The 17,527-nt window shown below is 63.6% G+C and carries 13 protein-coding genes; all 13 read left to right on the forward strand.

Annotated elements, in window-relative coordinates; genetic code table 11:
- Window positions 1-19: 19 nt before the first annotated feature.
- On the forward strand, window positions 20-472 hold the full coding sequence (gene rplK / locus EYE42_RS12615; RefSeq protein ID WP_130991670.1) for a 50S ribosomal protein L11: 453 nt from the start codon (window positions 20-22) through the stop codon (window positions 470-472).
- Between the two features lie 3 nt (window positions 473-475).
- Window positions 476-1,174, forward strand: coding sequence for a 50S ribosomal protein L1 (gene rplA, locus EYE42_RS12620; RefSeq protein ID WP_130991671.1), 699 nt, complete (start codon window positions 476-478; stop codon window positions 1,172-1,174).
- A 239-nt stretch (window positions 1,175-1,413) separates the two neighbouring features.
- Entirely contained in the window at window positions 1,414-1,929 is a 516-nt protein-coding gene (rplJ, locus tag EYE42_RS12625) for a 50S ribosomal protein L10 (RefSeq protein WP_130991672.1), read from the forward strand.
- Between the two features lie 63 nt (window positions 1,930-1,992).
- Window positions 1,993-2,367, forward strand: coding sequence for a 50S ribosomal protein L7/L12 (gene rplL / locus EYE42_RS12630; protein ID WP_130991673.1), 375 nt, complete (start codon window positions 1,993-1,995; stop codon window positions 2,365-2,367).
- Between the two features lie 53 nt (window positions 2,368-2,420).
- Window positions 2,421-3,536 carry a glycosyltransferase gene (locus EYE42_RS12635; protein ID WP_130991674.1) on the forward strand — a complete coding sequence of 372 codons (1,116 nt, stop codon included), beginning with the start codon at window positions 2,421-2,423 and terminating at the stop codon, window positions 3,534-3,536.
- A gap of 243 nt (window positions 3,537-3,779) precedes the next feature.
- Complete coding sequence (gene rpoB, locus EYE42_RS12640) at window positions 3,780-7,925, forward strand: DNA-directed RNA polymerase subunit beta (RefSeq protein WP_130991675.1); 4,146 nt, start codon at window positions 3,780-3,782, stop codon at window positions 7,923-7,925.
- A gap of 52 nt (window positions 7,926-7,977) precedes the next feature.
- On the forward strand, window positions 7,978-12,210 hold the full coding sequence (rpoC, locus tag EYE42_RS12645; RefSeq protein ID WP_130991676.1) for a DNA-directed RNA polymerase subunit beta': 4,233 nt from the start codon (window positions 7,978-7,980) through the stop codon (window positions 12,208-12,210).
- A gap of 121 nt (window positions 12,211-12,331) precedes the next feature.
- Entirely contained in the window at window positions 12,332-13,270 is a 939-nt protein-coding gene (locus EYE42_RS12650) for a DMT family transporter (protein ID WP_130991677.1), read from the forward strand.
- Window positions 13,270-14,112: a glycosyltransferase gene (locus EYE42_RS12655; RefSeq protein WP_130991678.1), complete on the forward strand. Its 843-nt coding sequence runs from the start codon at window positions 13,270-13,272 to the stop codon at window positions 14,110-14,112. The genes EYE42_RS12650 and EYE42_RS12655 overlap by 1 nt, the downstream gene beginning before the upstream one ends.
- A 235-nt stretch (window positions 14,113-14,347) precedes the next feature.
- Window positions 14,348-14,719: a 30S ribosomal protein S12 gene (gene rpsL / locus EYE42_RS12660; protein WP_022705687.1), complete on the forward strand. Its 372-nt coding sequence runs from the start codon at window positions 14,348-14,350 to the stop codon at window positions 14,717-14,719.
- A 12-nt stretch (window positions 14,720-14,731) separates the two neighbouring features.
- On the forward strand, window positions 14,732-15,202 hold the full coding sequence (gene rpsG / locus EYE42_RS12665) for a 30S ribosomal protein S7 (RefSeq protein WP_130991679.1): 471 nt from the start codon (window positions 14,732-14,734) through the stop codon (window positions 15,200-15,202).
- Window positions 15,203-15,220: 18 nt separating this feature from the next.
- Window positions 15,221-17,344: an elongation factor G gene (gene fusA, locus EYE42_RS12670; RefSeq protein ID WP_130991680.1), complete on the forward strand. Its 2,124-nt coding sequence runs from the start codon at window positions 15,221-15,223 to the stop codon at window positions 17,342-17,344.
- Between the two features lie 63 nt (window positions 17,345-17,407).
- On the forward strand, window positions 17,408-17,527 hold a 120-nt coding region (locus tag EYE42_RS12675; protein ID WP_246020782.1), incomplete at its 3' end, for a GTP-binding protein.

Here is a 17,527-nt window from a genome sequence, read left to right on the forward strand (position 1 = left end):
ATGACAAGGAGAGGGCCCTATGGCCAAGAAAGTTGTTGGCAGCCTCAAGCTGCAGATCAAGGCGGGTCAGGCGAACCCGTCGCCCCCCGTCGGCCCGGCCCTGGGTCAGCGCGGCATCAACATCATGGAGTTCTGCAAGGCGTTCAACGCCCGCACGCAGGAGATGGAGCAGGGTTCCCCCGTTCCCGTCGTGATTACCTATTACGCCGACAAGTCCTTTACCTTCGAGACGAAGACGCCGCCTGCGTCCTTCCTGTTGAAGAAGGCCGCCGGGCTCAAGCCGGTGGGCAAGCGCAACCGCGCCAAGGGTTCGGACAAGCCGGGCCGTGCGGTGGCGGGCAGCGTGACCGTCAAGCAGGTGCGCGACATCGCCGAAGCCAAGATGAAGGATCTGTCGGCCAATGACGTCGATCAGGCGATGAAGATCATCCTCGGCTCGGCCCGGTCGATCGGCATCGAGGTAAGGGGCTAAGCCATGGCGAAGAATTCCAAGAAAAAAACCGCCGCCCGTGCGCAGTTCGACGGCAAGGCCAACCTGTCTGTCGAGGACGCGATCACCCTGGTCAAGGGCGCGGCATCCGCCAAGTTCGACGAAACGGTCGAGATCGCGCTGAACCTGGGCGTCGATCCGCGCCATGCCGACCAGATGGTCCGCGGCGTCGTCACGCTGCCCGCCGGCACCGGCAAGGACGTGCGCGTCGCCGTCTTCGCCCGCGGCCCCAAGGCCGACGAAGCCAAGGCGGCCGGTGCCGACATCGTTGGCGCCGAGGATCTGATGGAGACGATCCAGTCCGGCAAGATCGAGTTCGATCGCTGCATCGCGACGCCCGACATGATGCCGCTGGTCGGTCGCCTGGGCAAGATCCTGGGGCCCCGCAACCTGATGCCGAACCCCAAGGTCGGCACGGTGACCACCGACGTCAAAGGTGCCGTCGAGGCCGCCAAGGGCGGCGAGGTCCAGTTCAAGGCCGAGAAGGCCGGCGTCGTCCATGCCGGGATCGGCAAGGTATCGTTCGAGGCCGACAAGCTGGCCCAGAACCTGCGGGCCTTTGTGGATGCCGTCAGCCGTGCCAAGCCCTCGGGCGCGAAAGGGACCTATATGAAAAAGGTCTCGATCAGCTCGACCATGGGGCCGGGCGTGTCGGTGGACGTGGCTTCGGCAACGGCCAACTGAGAATTTTCCGGCGCCCGATTCGGTTCGGGGGCCGGGAATGGCGGGGCGCAAGCCGTCCCGTCCTGTCCGAGACGGAGGGTGCGGGCCTGATATCGGGCCCGCTTAATGTCCTTCCCGAGATGGGGAAGCATTTTTCCGAAGGATTCCTTCGGGTGATCTTGCCCTAGCGGACCCGACCTGCCCCATGCGGGGTAGGGAAAGTGAGAGCCGGGGGGAAACCCCCAACTTGGAGTGAAACCGTGGATAGAGCGCAAAAAGAACAGGTGGTCGACGAACTCGGCCAGATCTTTGAAAGCTCTGGCGTCGTGGTGGTTGCCCACTACGAGGGGATGACGGTTGCCCATATGCAGGACCTCCGCTCGCGCATGCGCGAAGCCGGGGGTTCGGTTCGCGTGGCCAAGAACAAGCTCGCCAAGATCGCCCTGGAAGGTAAGCCTTGCGCAAGCATCGCCCAGTACCTGACGGGCATGACCGTGATCACCTATTCGGAGGATCCGACCGCTGCGGCCCGGATCGCCGACAAATACGCCAAGGACAACGAACGTTTCGTAATCCTGGGCGGTGCAATGGGTGACTCGGCCCTGGACCCCGCCGGTGTGAAAGCCGTCGCTTCGATGCCGTCGCGTGAAGAGCTGATCGCTCAGATCGTGTCCTGCCTCGGTGCGCCTGCTTCCAGCATCGCCGGTGCCATTGGCGCGCCTGCCAGCAACATCGCGAGCATCCTTACGACCCTTGAGGAGCGTGAGGCTGCGTAAGCAACCCCATTCCCGCGTGTGGTGCGAAACCGACGTTGGAACCCTAACTGAAAGAACGGAAAAATGGCTGATCTGAATCAACTCGCCGAACAAATCGTGGGCCTGACCCTGCTGGAAGCCCAGGAACTGAAGACCATCCTGAAGGACCAGTACGGCATCGAGCCCGCCGCCGGCGGCGCCGTCATGATGGCCGGCCCGGCTGCTGGCCCGGCCGAAGCGGCCGAAGAAAAGACCGAATTCGACGTTGTCCTGGTCGAAGCCGGCGCCAACAAGATCAACGTGATCAAGGAAGTGCGCGGCATCACCGGACTGGGCCTGAAGGAGGCCAAGGATCTGGTCGAAGCCGGCGGCAAGGTCAAGGAAGGTGCTTCCAAGGCCGATGCCGAGGAAATGAAGAAAAAGCTCGAAGCGGCTGGCGCCAAGGTCGAGCTGAAGTAATCACCACCATCGCGGGCGCCCTTGCGGCGCCCGCGGTTTTTCGATCAAGCCGTTTGGGGGTTGCCCTGCGCTATCTGTTCCTGTGCCCCGAGGTTTCGGCCCCATCCGGCGGCGTGGCCGTGATCTATGCCTGTGTCGAGATGCTGAGGGGGGCGGGTTACGATGCGGCCGTTCTTCATGCACGGCCGGATTATCGCTATGGCAATACGCCCTTCAATCCTCCCGTCGTCTTTTCCCCAGAACTGGAACAGGGGATCGCCCTGCAATCCGGGCGGCGGCGCAGGCTGCATTACCTGGCGCAAACGCTGGGGCGCCGGATCGTTCCCATCAAAGCGGAATCCGTCAGCGTTTCCGCCCGAGACGTGCTTGTCGTGCCGGAGTTCATGATCCGCACGGCGGCCAAGACCTTTCCAGAGCAGGCCAAGGTCATCTTCTCCCAGAACTCGTTCAGCTATATCGATTTCTGCCACAAGGCCCTTATGGAGGGATTCGATCCCGACAGGGGAGTGATATGCAATATCGGCATCAACGAGACGTCGATGGATGCGTTCGCGTTGATGAGCCACTGTCCGCAGAGGCGGATCGTGGTCAGCCCCAATCTCGGTCTGTTTTCTTTTGGGCAGCGCAAGCGCCCGAAGATCGCCTATATGCCGCGAAAGCGAAAACGGGCAGCCGAGTTTCTGCATTTCATGTTGTCGGAACGCGGACTGGTTTCGGATTTTGAACTGGTCAGTCTGGACCGGATGCCTCAGGCCGAGGTCGCGCGTCATCTGCACGACAGTCTCATCTTTGTCTCGCTCATGAAGGAGGAGGCTCTGGGCTTTCCGGGCATCGAGGCCATGGCATCCGGGTGCATCGTCGTGGGATACACGGGTCTGGGGACCGAAGAATATTTCACCCCCCAGACGGGTTTTCCCGTTCGCGAAGGCGATACTGCCGGACTGGTCATGACGGTCGAGCGTGTTGCGGCCGATTACCGCAGGGATCCCGCAGCCTTGGACGCCTTGCGCCGGCACGCATCCGAACTGGTGCGCAGCCGCTATAATCCCGAGGCGTTTCGCAGCACCCTTTTGGCGGCCTGGGCGGATATCGACGGCATGGCGCGTTCCGCCGGCCCGACGGCCAAAGACAGTTCGGGTCTTGCACTCGGCCGGAAATCTGTTAACTGAATGCGCTTCCAACCATGTCGGAACCAGCAAGCGGGGAAACCATTACGGGCGGGACAACCCTGAGGCTATGCTGCTTGCCTTTCAAAGCCCCGGAATTCCGGGCCTTTGACAGGTCAGCACAACGATTCGGGCGAAATGCGGTGGGACGCGTTTCTGGTATAGAATCAGTGCGAACTCCAACCCGACGCTGCGTGCCTCCCCAAGCATCGCGGCGTGTGACGCGTTGACAAAGGAAGACATCCCATGGCGCAAGCTTATGTCGGCCAAAAGCGCATCCGGCGCTATTACGGCAACATCCGTGAAGTTCTGGAGATGCCGAACCTGATCGAGGTTCAGAAGTCGTCCTACGACCTGTTCCTAAATTCGGGCGAGGGTGCCGGCCACAACGATGGCGACGGCATCCAGGGGGTGTTCCAGTCGGTCTTCCCGATCAAGGACTTCAACGAGACGGCAACGCTGGAATTCGTCAAGTACGAACTTGAGCGTCCGAAATACGACGTCGAGGAATGCCAGCAGCGCGACATGACCTATGCCGCGCCGCTGAAGGTGACGCTGCGCCTGATCGTGTTCGATGTCGATGAAAACACCGGCGCCCGGTCGGTCAAGGACATCAAGGAACAGGACGTGTTCATGGGCGACATGCCCCTGATGACGCAGAACGGCACCTTCATCGTGAACGGGACCGAACGCGTGGTCGTCAGCCAGATGCACCGCAGCCCCGGCGTGTTCTTCGACCATGACCGCGGCAAGACGCATTCCTCGGGCAAGCTGCTGTTCGCCTGCCGGATCATTCCCTATCGCGGGTCGTGGCTGGATTTCGAATTCGACGCCAAGGATCTGGTGTTCGCGCGCATCGACCGCCGCCGCAAGCTGCCGGTGACGACGCTGCTCTATGCGCTCGGCATGGATCAGGAAGGCATCATGGATGCCTTTTATGATACCGTGACCTATACCCTGCGCCGCGAGGGCCGGTCGCAGGGCTGGGTCACGCGGTTCTTCCCCGAGCGCGTGCGCGGCACCCGTCCGGCCTTTGATCTTGTGAACGCCGACACAGGCGAGATCATCGCCAAGGCAGGCGACAAGGTGACGCCGCGTCTGGTCAAGAAATTGCAGGAAACCGGCGAGGCGTTGAACCTGCTGGTGCCGTTCGAACGGATCATCGGGCGTTTCGTCGCCAAGGATATCGTCAACGACACCACCGGCTTCATCTATGCCGAGGCCGGCGACGAGATCACGGCCGACTACAACAAAGAGGGCGACCTGTCGGGCGGCCTGCTGAAAGTCCTGCTGGACAACGGCATCACCGATATCCCGGTCCTGGACATCGACCATGTCAATGTCGGACCCTATATCCGCAACACCATGGCGGCCGACAAGAACATGGGCCGGGAAGGCGCGCTGATGGATATCTATCGCGTCATGCGCCCCGGCGAACCACCCACCGTCGAGGCCGCGCAGACCCTGTTCAACGGCCTGTTCTTCGACAGCGAGCGTTACGACCTGTCGGCCGTGGGCCGGGTCAAGATGAACATGCGCCTGGATCTGGATGCGCCAGACACGCAGCGCACCCTGCGCCCCGAGGATATCGTGGCCTGCGTTCGTGGCCTCGTGGAACTGCGCGACGGCAAGGGCGAGATCGACGACATCGACCACCTGGGCAACCGCCGGGTGCGGTCCGTTGGCGAGCTGATGGAGAACCAGTACCGCGTCGGCCTGCTGCGCATGGAGCGGGCCATCCGCGAGCGCATGTCCGGCGTCGAGATCGACACCGTGATGCCGCAGGACCTGATCAACGCCAAGCCGGCGGCGGCGGCGGTGCGTGAATTCTTCGGCAGTTCGCAACTGTCGCAGTTCATGGACCAGACCAACCCGCTGTCCGAAGTGACGCACAAGCGCCGCCTGTCGGCCCTTGGGCCGGGCGGCCTGACGCGGGAACGCGCGGGCTTCGAGGTCCGCGACGTCCACCCGACCCATTATGGCCGGATGTGTCCGATCGAAACGCCGGAAGGCCAGAACATCGGCCTGATCAACAGCCTGGCAACCTTTGCGCGGGTGAACAAGTACGGCTTCATCGAAACCCCCTACCGAAAGGTGGTGGACGGTCACGTGACCGACGACGTGGTCTACATGTCCGCGACCGAGGAAATGCGGCACACCGTGGCGCAGGCCAATGCGACCCTGGACGAGAACGGCAAGTTCACCGACGAGCTGATCTCGACCCGCCAGTCGGGCGATTTCATGCTGAACCCGGTCGATGCCGTCGATCTGATCGATGTGTCGCCCAAGCAGTTGGTGTCCGTCGCCGCGGCGCTGATTCCGTTCCTGGAAAACGACGACGCCAACCGCGCCCTGATGGGGTCCAACATGCAGCGTCAGGCGGTTCCGCTGCTGCGGGCCGAGGCGCCGTTCGTGGGCACTGGCATGGAGGCGACCGTGGCCCGCGATTCCGGCGCAGCCATCATGGCGCGCCGGGGCGGCATCATCGACCAGGTCGATGCGCAGCGGATCGTGGTCCGCGCCACCGAGGGCCTTGGCGCAGGCGATGCGGGCGTGGACATCTATCGTCTGCGCAAGTTCAAGCGGTCCAACCAATCCTCGACCATCAACCAGCGTCCGCTGGTCAAGGTGGGTGAAAAGGTGGTTGCCAACCAGGTCATCGCCGACGGTCCCTCGACCGACCAGGGCGAACTGGCGATCGGCCGGAACGTGGTCGTGGCCTTCATGCCGTGGAACGGCTACAACTACGAGGACTCGATCCTGATTTCCGAGCGGATCCACCGCGACGACGTGTTCACCTCGATCCATATCGACGAATACGAGGTCGCGGCCCGCGACACCAAGCTGGGGCCCGAGGAGATCACCCGCGACATCCCGAACGTGGGCGAAGAGGCCCTGCGCAACCTGGATGAGGCCGGCATCGTCTATATCGGCGCCGAGGTCGGGCCGGGCGACATCCTGGTGGGCAAGATCACCCCCAAAGGCGAAAGCCCGATGACGCCCGAGGAAAAGCTGCTGCGCGCCATCTTTGGCGAAAAGGCCAGCGACGTGCGCGACACCTCGCTGCGCCTGCCGCCGGGGGCCTATGGCACCATTGTCGAGGTCCGGGTCTTCAACCGCCACGGCGTGGACAAGGACGAGCGCGCGCTGCAGATCGAGCGCGAGGAAGTCGAGCGTCTGGCCCGCGACCGCGACGACGAACAGGCCATCCTGGACCGCAACATCTATGCGCGCCTGAAATCGCTGATTTTGGGCAAGACCGCCGTCAAGGGGCCGAAGGGCATCAGGGCCAACAGCGAAATCACCGATGATCTGCTGGGCACGCTGTCGCGCGGCCAGTGGTGGCAGCTTGCCGTGGCCGACGAGGACACCGCCAAGGAAGTCGAGGCGCTGAACCATCAGTACGACGCCCAGAAGAAGGCCCTCGAGGCCCGCTTCGAGGACAAGGTCGAAAAGGTCCGCCAGGGCGACGACCTGCCGCCGGGCGTGATGAAGATGGTCAAGGTCTTTGTCGCCGTGAAGCGCAAGCTGCAGGCGGGCGACAAGATGGCCGGGCGTCACGGCAACAAGGGCGTGGTGTCCAAGGTCGTCCCGATCGAGGACATGCCGTTCCTGGCGGACGGCACCCCGGTCGATCTGGTTCTGAACCCGCTGGGCGTGCCGTCGCGCATGAATGTCGGCCAGATCCTGGAAACCCACATGGGCTGGGCATCGCGCGGTCTTGGCATCAAGATCGACGAGGCGCTGGAGGATTATCGCCGCAACGGCGACATGACCCCGGTCCGCGAGGCGATGCGCATCGGCTATGGCGACGACATGTATGCCGAAACCTTCGAAGGCATGGAGGACGACCTGCTGGTCGAGCACGCCAATACCGTGCGCACCGGCGTTCCGATCGCCACGCCCGTCTTTGACGGCGCGAAAGAGGCTGACGTGAACGACGCGCTGACGCGTGCCGGGTTCGACACCTCGGGGCAGTCGGTGGTCTTCGACGGCCGCACGGGCGAACAGTTCGCGCGCAAGGTGACGGTGGGCATGAAATATGTCCTGAAGCTGCACCACCTTGTCGATGACAAGATGCACGCACGCTCGACCGGGCCTTACAGCCTCGTGACCCAGCAGCCGCTGGGCGGCAAGGCGCAGTTCGGCGGTCAGCGTCTGGGCGAGATGGAGGTCTGGGCGCTGGAAGCCTATGGGGCCGCCTATACCCTGCAGGAGATGCTGACGGTCAAGTCGGACGACGTGGCGGGCCGCACCAAGGTCTATGAGTCCATCGTCAAGGGCGACGACAACTTCGAGGCCGGCGTGCCGGAATCGTTCAACGTGCTGGTCAAGGAGGTCCGGGGTCTGGGCCTCAACATGGAACTCCTGGATGCGGAAGAGGAGGAGTGAGGGCGTCGCGCCCTTACCCCGCCTATCCCGTGCCCTTCATTAGGAATTGAAAATGAACCAGGAACTTGCCACCAATTCCCTGAACCCGCTGGCTCCGCCGCGGCAGTTCGACGAAATCAAGATCTCGCTGGCCTCGCCCGAGGAAATCCTCGCCTGGTCCTTCGGCGAGGTGAAGAAGCCGGAAACGATCAACTACCGCACCTTCAAGCCCGAGCGTGACGGGTTGTTCTGCGCGCGCATCTTTGGTCCGATCAAGGACTATGAATGCCTGTGCGGCAAGTACAAGCGCATGAAGTATCGCGGCCTGGTCTGCGAAAAATGCGGCGTGGAAGTGACCCTGCAAAAGGTCCGCCGCGAACGCATGGGCCATATCGAACTGGCTGCCCCCGTGGCCCATATCTGGTTCCTCAAGTCGCTGCCCTCGCGCATCGGCCTGATGCTGGACATGACGCTGCGCGATCTGGAGCGGATCCTGTACTTCGAGAACTACGTGGTGATCGAGCCGGGTCTGACCGACCTGACCTATGGCCAGTTGCTGACCGAGGAGGAATTCCTCGACGCGCAGGACAGCTATGGCGCCGACGCCTTCCAGGCGGATATCGGGGCCGAGGCGATCCGGGCGATGCTGGCCAATATCGACCTGCAGGCGACGGCCGACCAGTTGCGCGAGGATCTCAAGGAGGCCACGGGCGAGCTGAAGCCCAAGAAGATCATCAAGCGGCTGAAGATCGTCGAGTCGTTCCTGGAATCGGGCAACCGTCCGGAATGGATGGTCCTGACGGTGATTCCGGTCATTCCGCCGGAACTGCGTCCGCTGGTGCCGCTGGACGGCGGCCGATTCGCCACGTCGGATCTCAACGACCTGTATCGCCGGGTCATCAACCGCAACAACCGCCTCAAGCGGCTGATCGAGTTGCGCGCCCCCGACATCATCGTGCGCAACGAAAAGCGCATGTTGCAAGAATCCGTCGATGCGCTGTTCGACAACGGCCGTCGCGGCCGCGTCATCACCGGCAACAACCGTCGCCCGCTGAAGTCGCTGTCGGACATGCTGAAGGGCAAGCAGGGCCGCTTCCGCCAGAACCTTCTGGGCAAGCGCGTGGACTTTTCGGGCCGTTCGGTCATCGTGACCGGCCCGGAACTGAAACTGCATCAATGCGGGTTGCCGAAGAAGATGGCGCTCGAGCTGTTCAAGCCGTTCATCTATTCGCGGCTCGAGGCGAAGGGCCTGTCCAGCACGGTTAAGCAGGCCAAGAAGCTGGTCGAGAAGGAGCGCCCCGAGGTCTGGGACATCCTGGACGAGGTGATCCGCGAGCATCCGGTCCTGCTGAACCGCGCACCCACGCTGCACCGCCTGGGCATCCAGGCCTTCGAGCCGATCCTGATCGAGGGCAAGGCGATCCAGCTCCATCCGCTGGTCTGTTCGGCCTTCAACGCCGACTTCGACGGCGACCAGATGGCCGTGCACGTTCCGCTGAGCCTCGAGGCGCAGCTTGAGGCGCGCGTCCTGATGATGTCCACGAACAACGTGCTATCGCCCGCCAACGGCGCGCCGATCATCGTGCCGTCGCAGGACATGGTTCTGGGCATCTATTACGTCTCGATGATGCGCGAGGGCATGAAGGGCGAGGGCATGGCCTTTGCCAACGTGAACGAGGTCGAGCACGCCCTGGCCGCCGGCGAGGTGCATCTGCACGCCAAGATCACCGCGCGTATCAAGCAGATCGACGAGAACGGCAACGAAGTCATCAAGCGCTTTGAAACCACGCCGGGCCGTGTCCGGCTGGGCGCGCTGCTGCCGATGAACGCGAAAGCACCGTTCGAACTGGTCAACCGCCTGCTGCGCAAGAAGGACGTGCAGGTCGTCATCGACACCGTCTACCGCTACTGCGGCCAGAAGGAATCGGTGATCTTCTGCGACCAGATCATGGGCCTGGGTTTCCGCGAGGCGTTCCGTGCCGGCATCAGCTTCGGCAAGGACGACATGGTGGTGCCCGACAACAAGTGGTCCATCGTCGAGGAAGTCCAGGAACAGGTGAAGGAGTTCGAGCAGCAGTACCTGGACGGCCTGATCACCCAGGGCGAGAAGTACAACAAGGTCGTGGACGCCTGGTCCAAGTGCAACGACCGCGTGACCGAGGCCATGATGTCCACCATCTCGGCCACCAAGAAGGACGCCAACGGCGCCGAGATGGAGCCGAACAGCGTCTATATGATGGCGCATTCCGGCGCGCGGGGTTCGACCAACCAGATGAAGCAGTTGGGCGGCATGCGCGGGTTGATGGCCAAGCCCTCGGGCGAGATCATCGAGACGCCGATCATCTCGAACTTCAAGGAAGGTCTGACCGTTCTGGAGTACTTCAACTCGACCCACGGCGCCCGCAAGGGCCTGTCGGACACCGCGTTGAAGACGGCCAACTCGGGCTATCTGACCCGGCGTCTGGTGGACGTGGCGCAGGACTGCATCATCCGCGAACACGACTGCGGCACCGAGCAGGCGATCACGGCATCCGCCGCCGTGAACGATGGCGAGGTCATCAGCCCGCTGTCCGAACGCGTGCTGGGCCGGACCGCAGCCGAGGACGTGCTGGTTCCGGGCGAGGACGAGATCATCGTCCGCCAGAACGAGCTGATCGACGAGCGCAAGGCCGATGCCATCGAGCAGGCCGGGGTTCAGGCGGTCCGCATCCGTTCGGCCCTGACTTGCGAATCCGAGGATGGGGTCTGCGCGCTGTGCTATGGCCGCGACCTGGCCCGGGGCACGCTGGTCAACATCGGCGAGGCGGTGGGCATCATCGCCGCGCAGTCGATCGGCGAGCCGGGCACGCAGTTGACGATGCGGACCTTCCACATCGGCGGCATCGCGCAGGGCGGCCAGCAGTCGTTCCAGGCCGCGTCCCACGAAGGCACGGTCCAGTTCCGTAACGAAAGCCTTCTGGCCAACGCCAATGGCGAACTGGTCGTGATGTCGCGCAACATGCAGTTGCTGATCCTGGATGACCAGGGGCAGGAACGTGCCAGCCACAAGCTGTTCTATGGCAGCAAGGTGTTCGTGAAGGAAGGCGAGCGGGTCATCCGCGGTGCCAAGCTGTTCGAATGGGATCCCTATACCCTGCCGATCATCGCCGAAAAGGGCGGCCTGACGAAGTTCGTCGATCTTCTCTCGGGGATTTCGGTCCGCGACGAGACGGACGATGCGACCGGCATGACCCAGAAGATCGTGACCGACTGGCGTTCCGCGCCGAAAGGCAACGACCTGAAGCCCGAGATCATCATCATGGATGAGACCGGAGAGCCGGTGCGCAACGAGCAGGGCAACCCGATCAGCTATCCGATGTCGGTGGACGCGATCCTGTCGGTCGAAGACCAGCAGGAAATCCGCGCCGGCGACGTGGTGGCGCGGATCCCGCGCGAAGGCGCCCGGACCAAGGACATCACCGGGGGTCTGCCCCGCGTGGCCGAACTGTTCGAGGCCCGTCGTCCCAAGGATCACGCGATCATCGCCGAGATCGACGGCTATGTCCGCTTTGGCAAGGACTACAAGAACAAGCGCCGCATCACCATCGAACCGTCGGAAGAGGGCGGAACGCCGGTCGAATACATGGTGCCGAAAGGCAAGCACATCCCGGTGCAGGAAGGCGACTTCGTGCAGAAGGGTGACTATATCATGGACGGCAACCCGGCCCCGCACGATATCCTGCGGATCATGGGGATCGAGGCCTTGGCGGACTATCTGATCGACGAGGTGCAGGACGTCTATCGTCTGCAAGGTGTGAAGATCAACGACAAGCACATCGAGGTGATCGTCCGCCAGATGCTGCAAAAGATCGAGATCACCGACAGCGGCGACACCACCCTGCTGAAGGGCGAGCATGTCGAGCGCGACGAGTTCGAGGAAGAGAACGCCAAGAGCGAAGCCAAGGGGGGCCGTCCGGCCCAGGGCGAGCCGGTGCTGCTGGGCATCACCAAGGCCAGCCTTCAGACCCGCAGCTTCATCTCGGCGGCTTCGTTCCAGGAAACGACGCGGGTGCTGACCGAGGCGGCCGTTCAGGGCAAGCGCGACAAGCTGCTGGGCCTCAAGGAGAACGTCATCGTCGGTCGCCTGATCCCGGCGGGAACCGGCGGCGCCACCGCACGGATCCGCCGCATCGCGACGGAGCGCGACGCCGAGGTGATCGAAGCCCGCCGGGCCGAGGCCGAGGCAACCGCTGCCCTGGTCGCCCCTGCGATGGACAAGACCGCCTCGGACATGGTGGCGGATCTGCCCGAAAACCGCGATCAGTGATCCGCGGCACCTGACAGGATGAAAGGCCCGGCCCATGCCGGGCCTTTTGCCATGTCCCGGTCTGCTTGACAGCCTGCGCGCGATCATCCTTGGTTGCCCCATCCCAGGCCCGAGGATTTCCATGCGCACCCCCATCATGTCGCCGATCCGCCGGACACGGCCGGCCGCGATCCAGCCCCTCCCGCTGAGGCCCGGCGACAACCTGCGTGGCGCGCTGATCATGTCGCTGTCGATGCTGGCCTTTGGGCTGAACGACACGGTGATGAAGTTTGTGACGCAGGATCTGCCGCTTTATCAGGCCATCACCCTGCGCGGGGTGATGGTGATGGCTTTCATTGCCGCGGCCTCGCCCTGGCTGGGGGGGCTGGACCTGCGCATCCCACGGGCGGCCCGCGCGCCGATGGCCTGGCGGTCGCTGGGGGAAATCGCCTCGACCCTGCTGTTTTTGAATGCCTTGCAGAACATGGCGATGGGCGATCTGTCAGCGATCATGCAGGCCCTGCCGCTGGTGGTGATGGTCGCCGCCGCGCTGTTTTTCGGGGAAACCCTGGGTTGGCGCCGCATCAGCGCGGTGGCCGCCGGGTTCCTGGGGGTGCTGCTGATCCTGCGTCCGGGGGGCAGCGTGTTCGGCCCCTGGGCGCTTGTGGCCCTGGGCGCGATGGCGATGGTGGCGGTGCGCGACCTGGCGACGCGCGGGTTCGGCCGCGACATCAGTTCGGCCACCATTGCCTTTTACGCCGCCGGGGGGGTGACGCTGACCGGGCTTCTGCTTGGCCTGGTGCAGGGCTGGGTGATGCCCAGCCTTGCTCAGGTGCTGCTGCTGACCGCTGCGGGGGTCATCCTGACGGTCGGATATGTCAGCGCAGTGGCCTCGATGCGGGTGGGCGAGATGTCCTATGTCGCACCGTTCCGCTATACGTCGCTGCTGGTGGCGATCCTGATGGGGCTGGTCGTGTTCGGGGAATGGCCCGACCTGTGGACCTGGGCCGGATCGGCCCTGGTGGTCGCGGCGGGTATCTATACCATCTGGCGCGAGGCGCAACTGGGCCGGGCACGCTGATGCGGGTGCAGATGCTGGGCCTGTGCCGGTTTTCCTATCTGGGGATGCGGGGCTATCAGCGCGATCATTCCGGCATCGCCGAACGCCGGGCATTCCTTTATGACCCCGCGCGTCTGGCACGGCGCTGGCTGATCTTCGAGACCCTGGCCCTGCCGGGCTGGCTGGCGCAGTCCGATCCCGACTTCACCTTGGTTGTCATGACCGGCCCGGACCTGCCCCAGCCCTGGCTGTCGCGCCTGCGCGATCTGGTGGCGCAGGTGCCGCAACTGCGCCTGGAACTGGTCCCGGCCATGGACCGTCACCTTGATGCCTGCCGCGCCGCGATTGCGCCCCATCTCGATCCCCGCGCCGATGCGGTCGGGCATTTCCGCCATGACGACGACGATGCCGTGGCCCTGGACTATATCGCCTCGGCGCGGCGGGACTTCATGCAGGTCAGGGATCTGTGGCGGGCCGAGGGGCGGCTGTCGCTGGATCATTCGCGTGGCCTGATGCTGCGGCTGGCCGAGGCGAAGGCCACCTTCGCCCCTCGCATCGCGCACAACATGGGCGTGGCGCTGACGGTCTTTCTGGCGCCGGACCGCCCGGAAACGGCGATCCATTTCAACCACGCGCGGCTGCCGCTGTGGATGCCGGGGGTGGCCGTCACCCGCCCGCTGATGTTCATCCGCTCGATCCACGGCGACAGCGATTCCGGCGATCCCGGCCCCGGCATCCCCCTGGACATCCCGCCGGACGATCTGGACCGCCACCTGGTCCGCCGGTTCGGCCTGAATCGAGCCGCGCTTGAAAGCCTGGCACAGCGGCTGGAGGGGCAGGGGCGGACCGGGAGCCCGTGTTGACAGTTCCGGCGATTCCCCCTATACGCCGCACACCCGGCGGGAAACCGCATGGGGACCAGAACCTTTCGTGGTCACGATCCGGGCCATTCAGTGTCCCGATCCTCTGGAATTGTCCCGTCCAACCCCGGAAAACCGGGGCCGGATGGGTTTGGCGTTTCGCGATGGGCGCGAACGCCGTCGAGAAGTGGCGCAGCAGGCCTGCTGCGAGTATTGACAGAGCAAGACGGGGAACCGAATGCCGACGATCCAACAGCTGATCCGCAAACCGCGGCAGCCCAAGGTGCAGCGCAGCAAGTCGCAGCATCTTCAGGGATGCCCGCAGAAGCGCGGCGTCTGCACGCGCGTCTATACCACGACGCCGAAGAAACCGAACTCCGCCATGCGGAAGGTGGCCAAGGTCCGCCTGACCAATGGCTTCGAGGTGATTTCCTATATTCCGGGCGAAAAGCACAACCTCCAGGAACACAGCGTCGTGCTGATCCGTGGCGGCCGTGTGAAAGACCTTCCGGGTGTCCGTTACCACATCCTGCGCGGTGTGCTGGATACCCAGGGCGTCAAGGACCGTCGCCAGCGTCGTTCGAAATACGGCGCCAAGCGTCCGAAATAAGGAGAGGCATCCATGTCCCGTCGTCACGCCGCTGAAAAGCGCGAAGTCCTGCCCGACGCCAAATTCGGCGATCGCGTCCTGACCAAATTCATGAACAACCTGATGGTTGACGGCAAGAAATCGGTTGCCGAACGCATCGTCTATTCGGCCCTGGACCGCGTCCAGACCCGCCTGAAGCGCGAACCGATCGAAGTCTTTCACGAGGCGCTGGAAAACGTGAAGCCGTCCGTCGAGGTGCGCTCGCGCCGTGTCGGTGGCGCCACCTATCAGGTCCCTGTCGAGGTGAGGCCCATCCGCCGCGAGGCGCTGGCCATCCGCTGGCTGATCACCGCCGCCGCCAAGCGCAACGAACACACGATGGAAGAACGTCTCGCGGGCGAACTGGCCGACGCCGTGAACGGCCGCGGCACCGCCGTCAAGAAACGCGAAGACACGCACAAGATGGCCGACGCCAACAAGGCGTTCAGCCACTACCGCTGGTAAGGCGAAAGGATTCAGACCATGGCACGCGAATACCCGCTGCAGCGTTATCGCAACTTCGGCATCATGGCCCATATCGATGCCGGCAAGACGACAACGACCGAGCGTATCCTTTACTATACCGGCAAGTCGCACAAGATCGGCGAAGTGCATGACGGCGCCGCCACCATGGACTGGATGGAACAGGAACAGGAACGCGGCATCACCATCACGTCTGCCGCGACCACCACGTTCTGGCAGCGCCAGGAAGATCCGACCACCGAAGGCACTTCGGAAACGAAGTACCGCTTCAACATCATCGACACGCCGGGCCATGTGGACTTCACCATCGAGGTGGAACGCTCGCTGGCGGTTCTGGACGGCGCGATCTGCCTGCTGGACGCCAATGCCGGGGTCGAGCCGCAGACCGAGACCGTCTGGCGTCAGGCCGACCGCTACAAGGTTCCGCGGATCGTGTTCGTCAACAAGATGGACAAGATCGGCGCCGACTTCTTCAACTGCGTCAAGATGATCAAGGACCGCACCGGCGGCACCCCATGCCCGATCGCCCTGCCGATCGGCGCCGAGGACAAGCTGGAAGGCATCATCGACCTGATCAAGATGGAAGAATGGGTCTATGAAGGCGAAGACCTGGGCGCGTCCTGGGTGCGCAGGCCGATCCGGGCGGAACTGAACGATCTGGCGCTGGAATGGCGCATGAACCTGATCGAACTGGTCGTCGACCAGGACGATGCCGCGATGGAAGCCTATCTGGACGGCAACGAGCCTGACGAGGCGACCCTGCGCAGCCTGATCCGCAAGGGCACGCTGTCGCTGTCCTTCTTCCCGGTCACGGCCGGTTCGGCGTTCAAGAACAAGGGCGTGCAGCCTCTGCTGAACGCGGTGATCGATTTCCTGCCCTCGCCGCTGGACGTGCCGGCCTATCTGGGCTTTGCGCCGGGCGACGAGACCGAGACGCGCAACATCGAGCGTAATGCCGATGACGCGCAGCCCTTCTCGGGCCTGGCATTCAAGATCATGAACGACCCGTTCGTGGGCTCGCTGACCTTCACGCGCATCTATTCCGGCCAGCTCAAGAAGGGCGACCAGATGCTGAACGCCACCAAGGGCAAGCGCGAGCGTGTCGGCCGCATGATGATGATGCACTCGATCAACCGCGAGGAAATCGAGGAAGCCTTCGCCGGCGACATCATCGCGCTGGCGGGTCTCAAGGACACCACCACGGGCGACACGCTGTGCGATCCGGCCAAGCCGGTGGTTCTGGAAACCATGACCTTCCCCGAGCCGGTGATCGAGATCGCCGTCGAGCCGAAGTCGAAGGCCGACCAGGAGAAGATGGGCCTGGCCCTGCAGCGCCTGTCGGCCGAGGATCCGTCCTTCCGGGTCGAGACCGACCTGGAATCGGGCCAGACGATCATGAAGGGCATGGGCGAACTGCATCTCGACATCCTGGTCGATCGCATGAAGCGCGAGTTCAAGGTCGAGGCGAATATCGGCGCCCCGCAGGTGGCCTATCGCGAGACGATCAGCCAGCCGGCCGAGATCGACTATACCCACAAAAAGCAGACCGGCGGCACGGGCCAGTTCGCCCGCGTCAAGCTGGCCATCGCACCGACCGAGCCGGGCGAGGGCTATTCCTTCGAATCCAAGATCGTCGGCGGCGCCGTGCCCAAGGAATACATCCCGGGCGTCGAAAAGGGCATCAAGTCGGTCATGGACTCCGGTCCGCTGGCGGGCTTCCCGGTGATCGACTTCAAGGTGGCCCTGCTGGACGGCGCATTCCACGACGTGGACTCTTCGGTTCTGGCCTTTGAAATCGCCGCTCGTGCGGCCATGCGCGAGGGTCTGCGCAAGGCCGGTGCCAAGCTGCTGGAACCGATCATGAAGGTCGAGGTCGTGACCCCCGAGGAATACACGGGGTCGATCATCGGCGATCTGACCAGCCGTCGCGGGATGGTCCGCGGGCAGGACAGCCGCGGCAATGCCAACGTGATCGACGCCTTCGTGCCGCTGGCCAACATGTTCGGCTATATCAACAACCTGCGTTCGATGTCCTCGGGCCGCGCGGTGTTCACGATGCAGTTCGACCATTACGAGGCCGTGCCGCAGAACATCTCGGACGAGATCCAAAAGAAATACGCCTGACCGGCGAGGCGGGGCTGCGGTCCCGCCCATCCCATGAAACACTGAATCGAGGAATCCTGCGCGATGGCAAAGGCAAAGTTTGAACGGACGAAACCGCATGTCAACATTGGCACGATTGGCCATGTTGACCATGGCAAGACGACGCTGACGGCGGCGATCACGAAGTATTTCGGCGAGTTCAAG

Source organism: Paracoccus subflavus, assembly GCF_004310345.1.
Lineage (GTDB): Bacteria > Pseudomonadota > Alphaproteobacteria > Rhodobacterales > Rhodobacteraceae > Paracoccus > Paracoccus subflavus.

Bases quoted from the DNA above. Each gene is read 5' to 3' on its own strand.
- EYE42_RS12655 (WP_130991678.1), top strand. From the start codon at position 13,270: ATGCGGGTGCAGATGCTGGGCCTGTGCCGGTTTTCCTATCTGGGGATG.
- rplA (WP_130991671.1), top strand. From the start codon at position 476: ATGGCGAAGAATTCCAAGAAAAAAACCGCCGCCCGTGCGCAGTTCGAC.
- rpsL (WP_022705687.1), top strand. From the start codon at position 14,348: ATGCCGACGATCCAACAGCTGATCCGCAAACCGCGGCAGCCCAAGGTG.
- fusA (WP_130991680.1), top strand. From the start codon at position 15,221: ATGGCACGCGAATACCCGCTGCAGCGTTATCGCAACTTCGGCATCATG.
- rpoC (WP_130991676.1), top strand. From the start codon at position 7,978: ATGAACCAGGAACTTGCCACCAATTCCCTGAACCCGCTGGCTCCGCCG.
- rpoB (WP_130991675.1), top strand. From the start codon at position 3,780: ATGGCGCAAGCTTATGTCGGCCAAAAGCGCATCCGGCGCTATTACGGC.
- rplL (WP_130991673.1), top strand. From the start codon at position 1,993: ATGGCTGATCTGAATCAACTCGCCGAACAAATCGTGGGCCTGACCCTG.
- rplK (WP_130991670.1), top strand. From the start codon at position 20: ATGGCCAAGAAAGTTGTTGGCAGCCTCAAGCTGCAGATCAAGGCGGGT.
- rpsG (WP_130991679.1), top strand. From the start codon at position 14,732: ATGTCCCGTCGTCACGCCGCTGAAAAGCGCGAAGTCCTGCCCGACGCC.
- EYE42_RS12650 (WP_130991677.1), top strand. From the start codon at position 12,332: ATGCGCACCCCCATCATGTCGCCGATCCGCCGGACACGGCCGGCCGCG.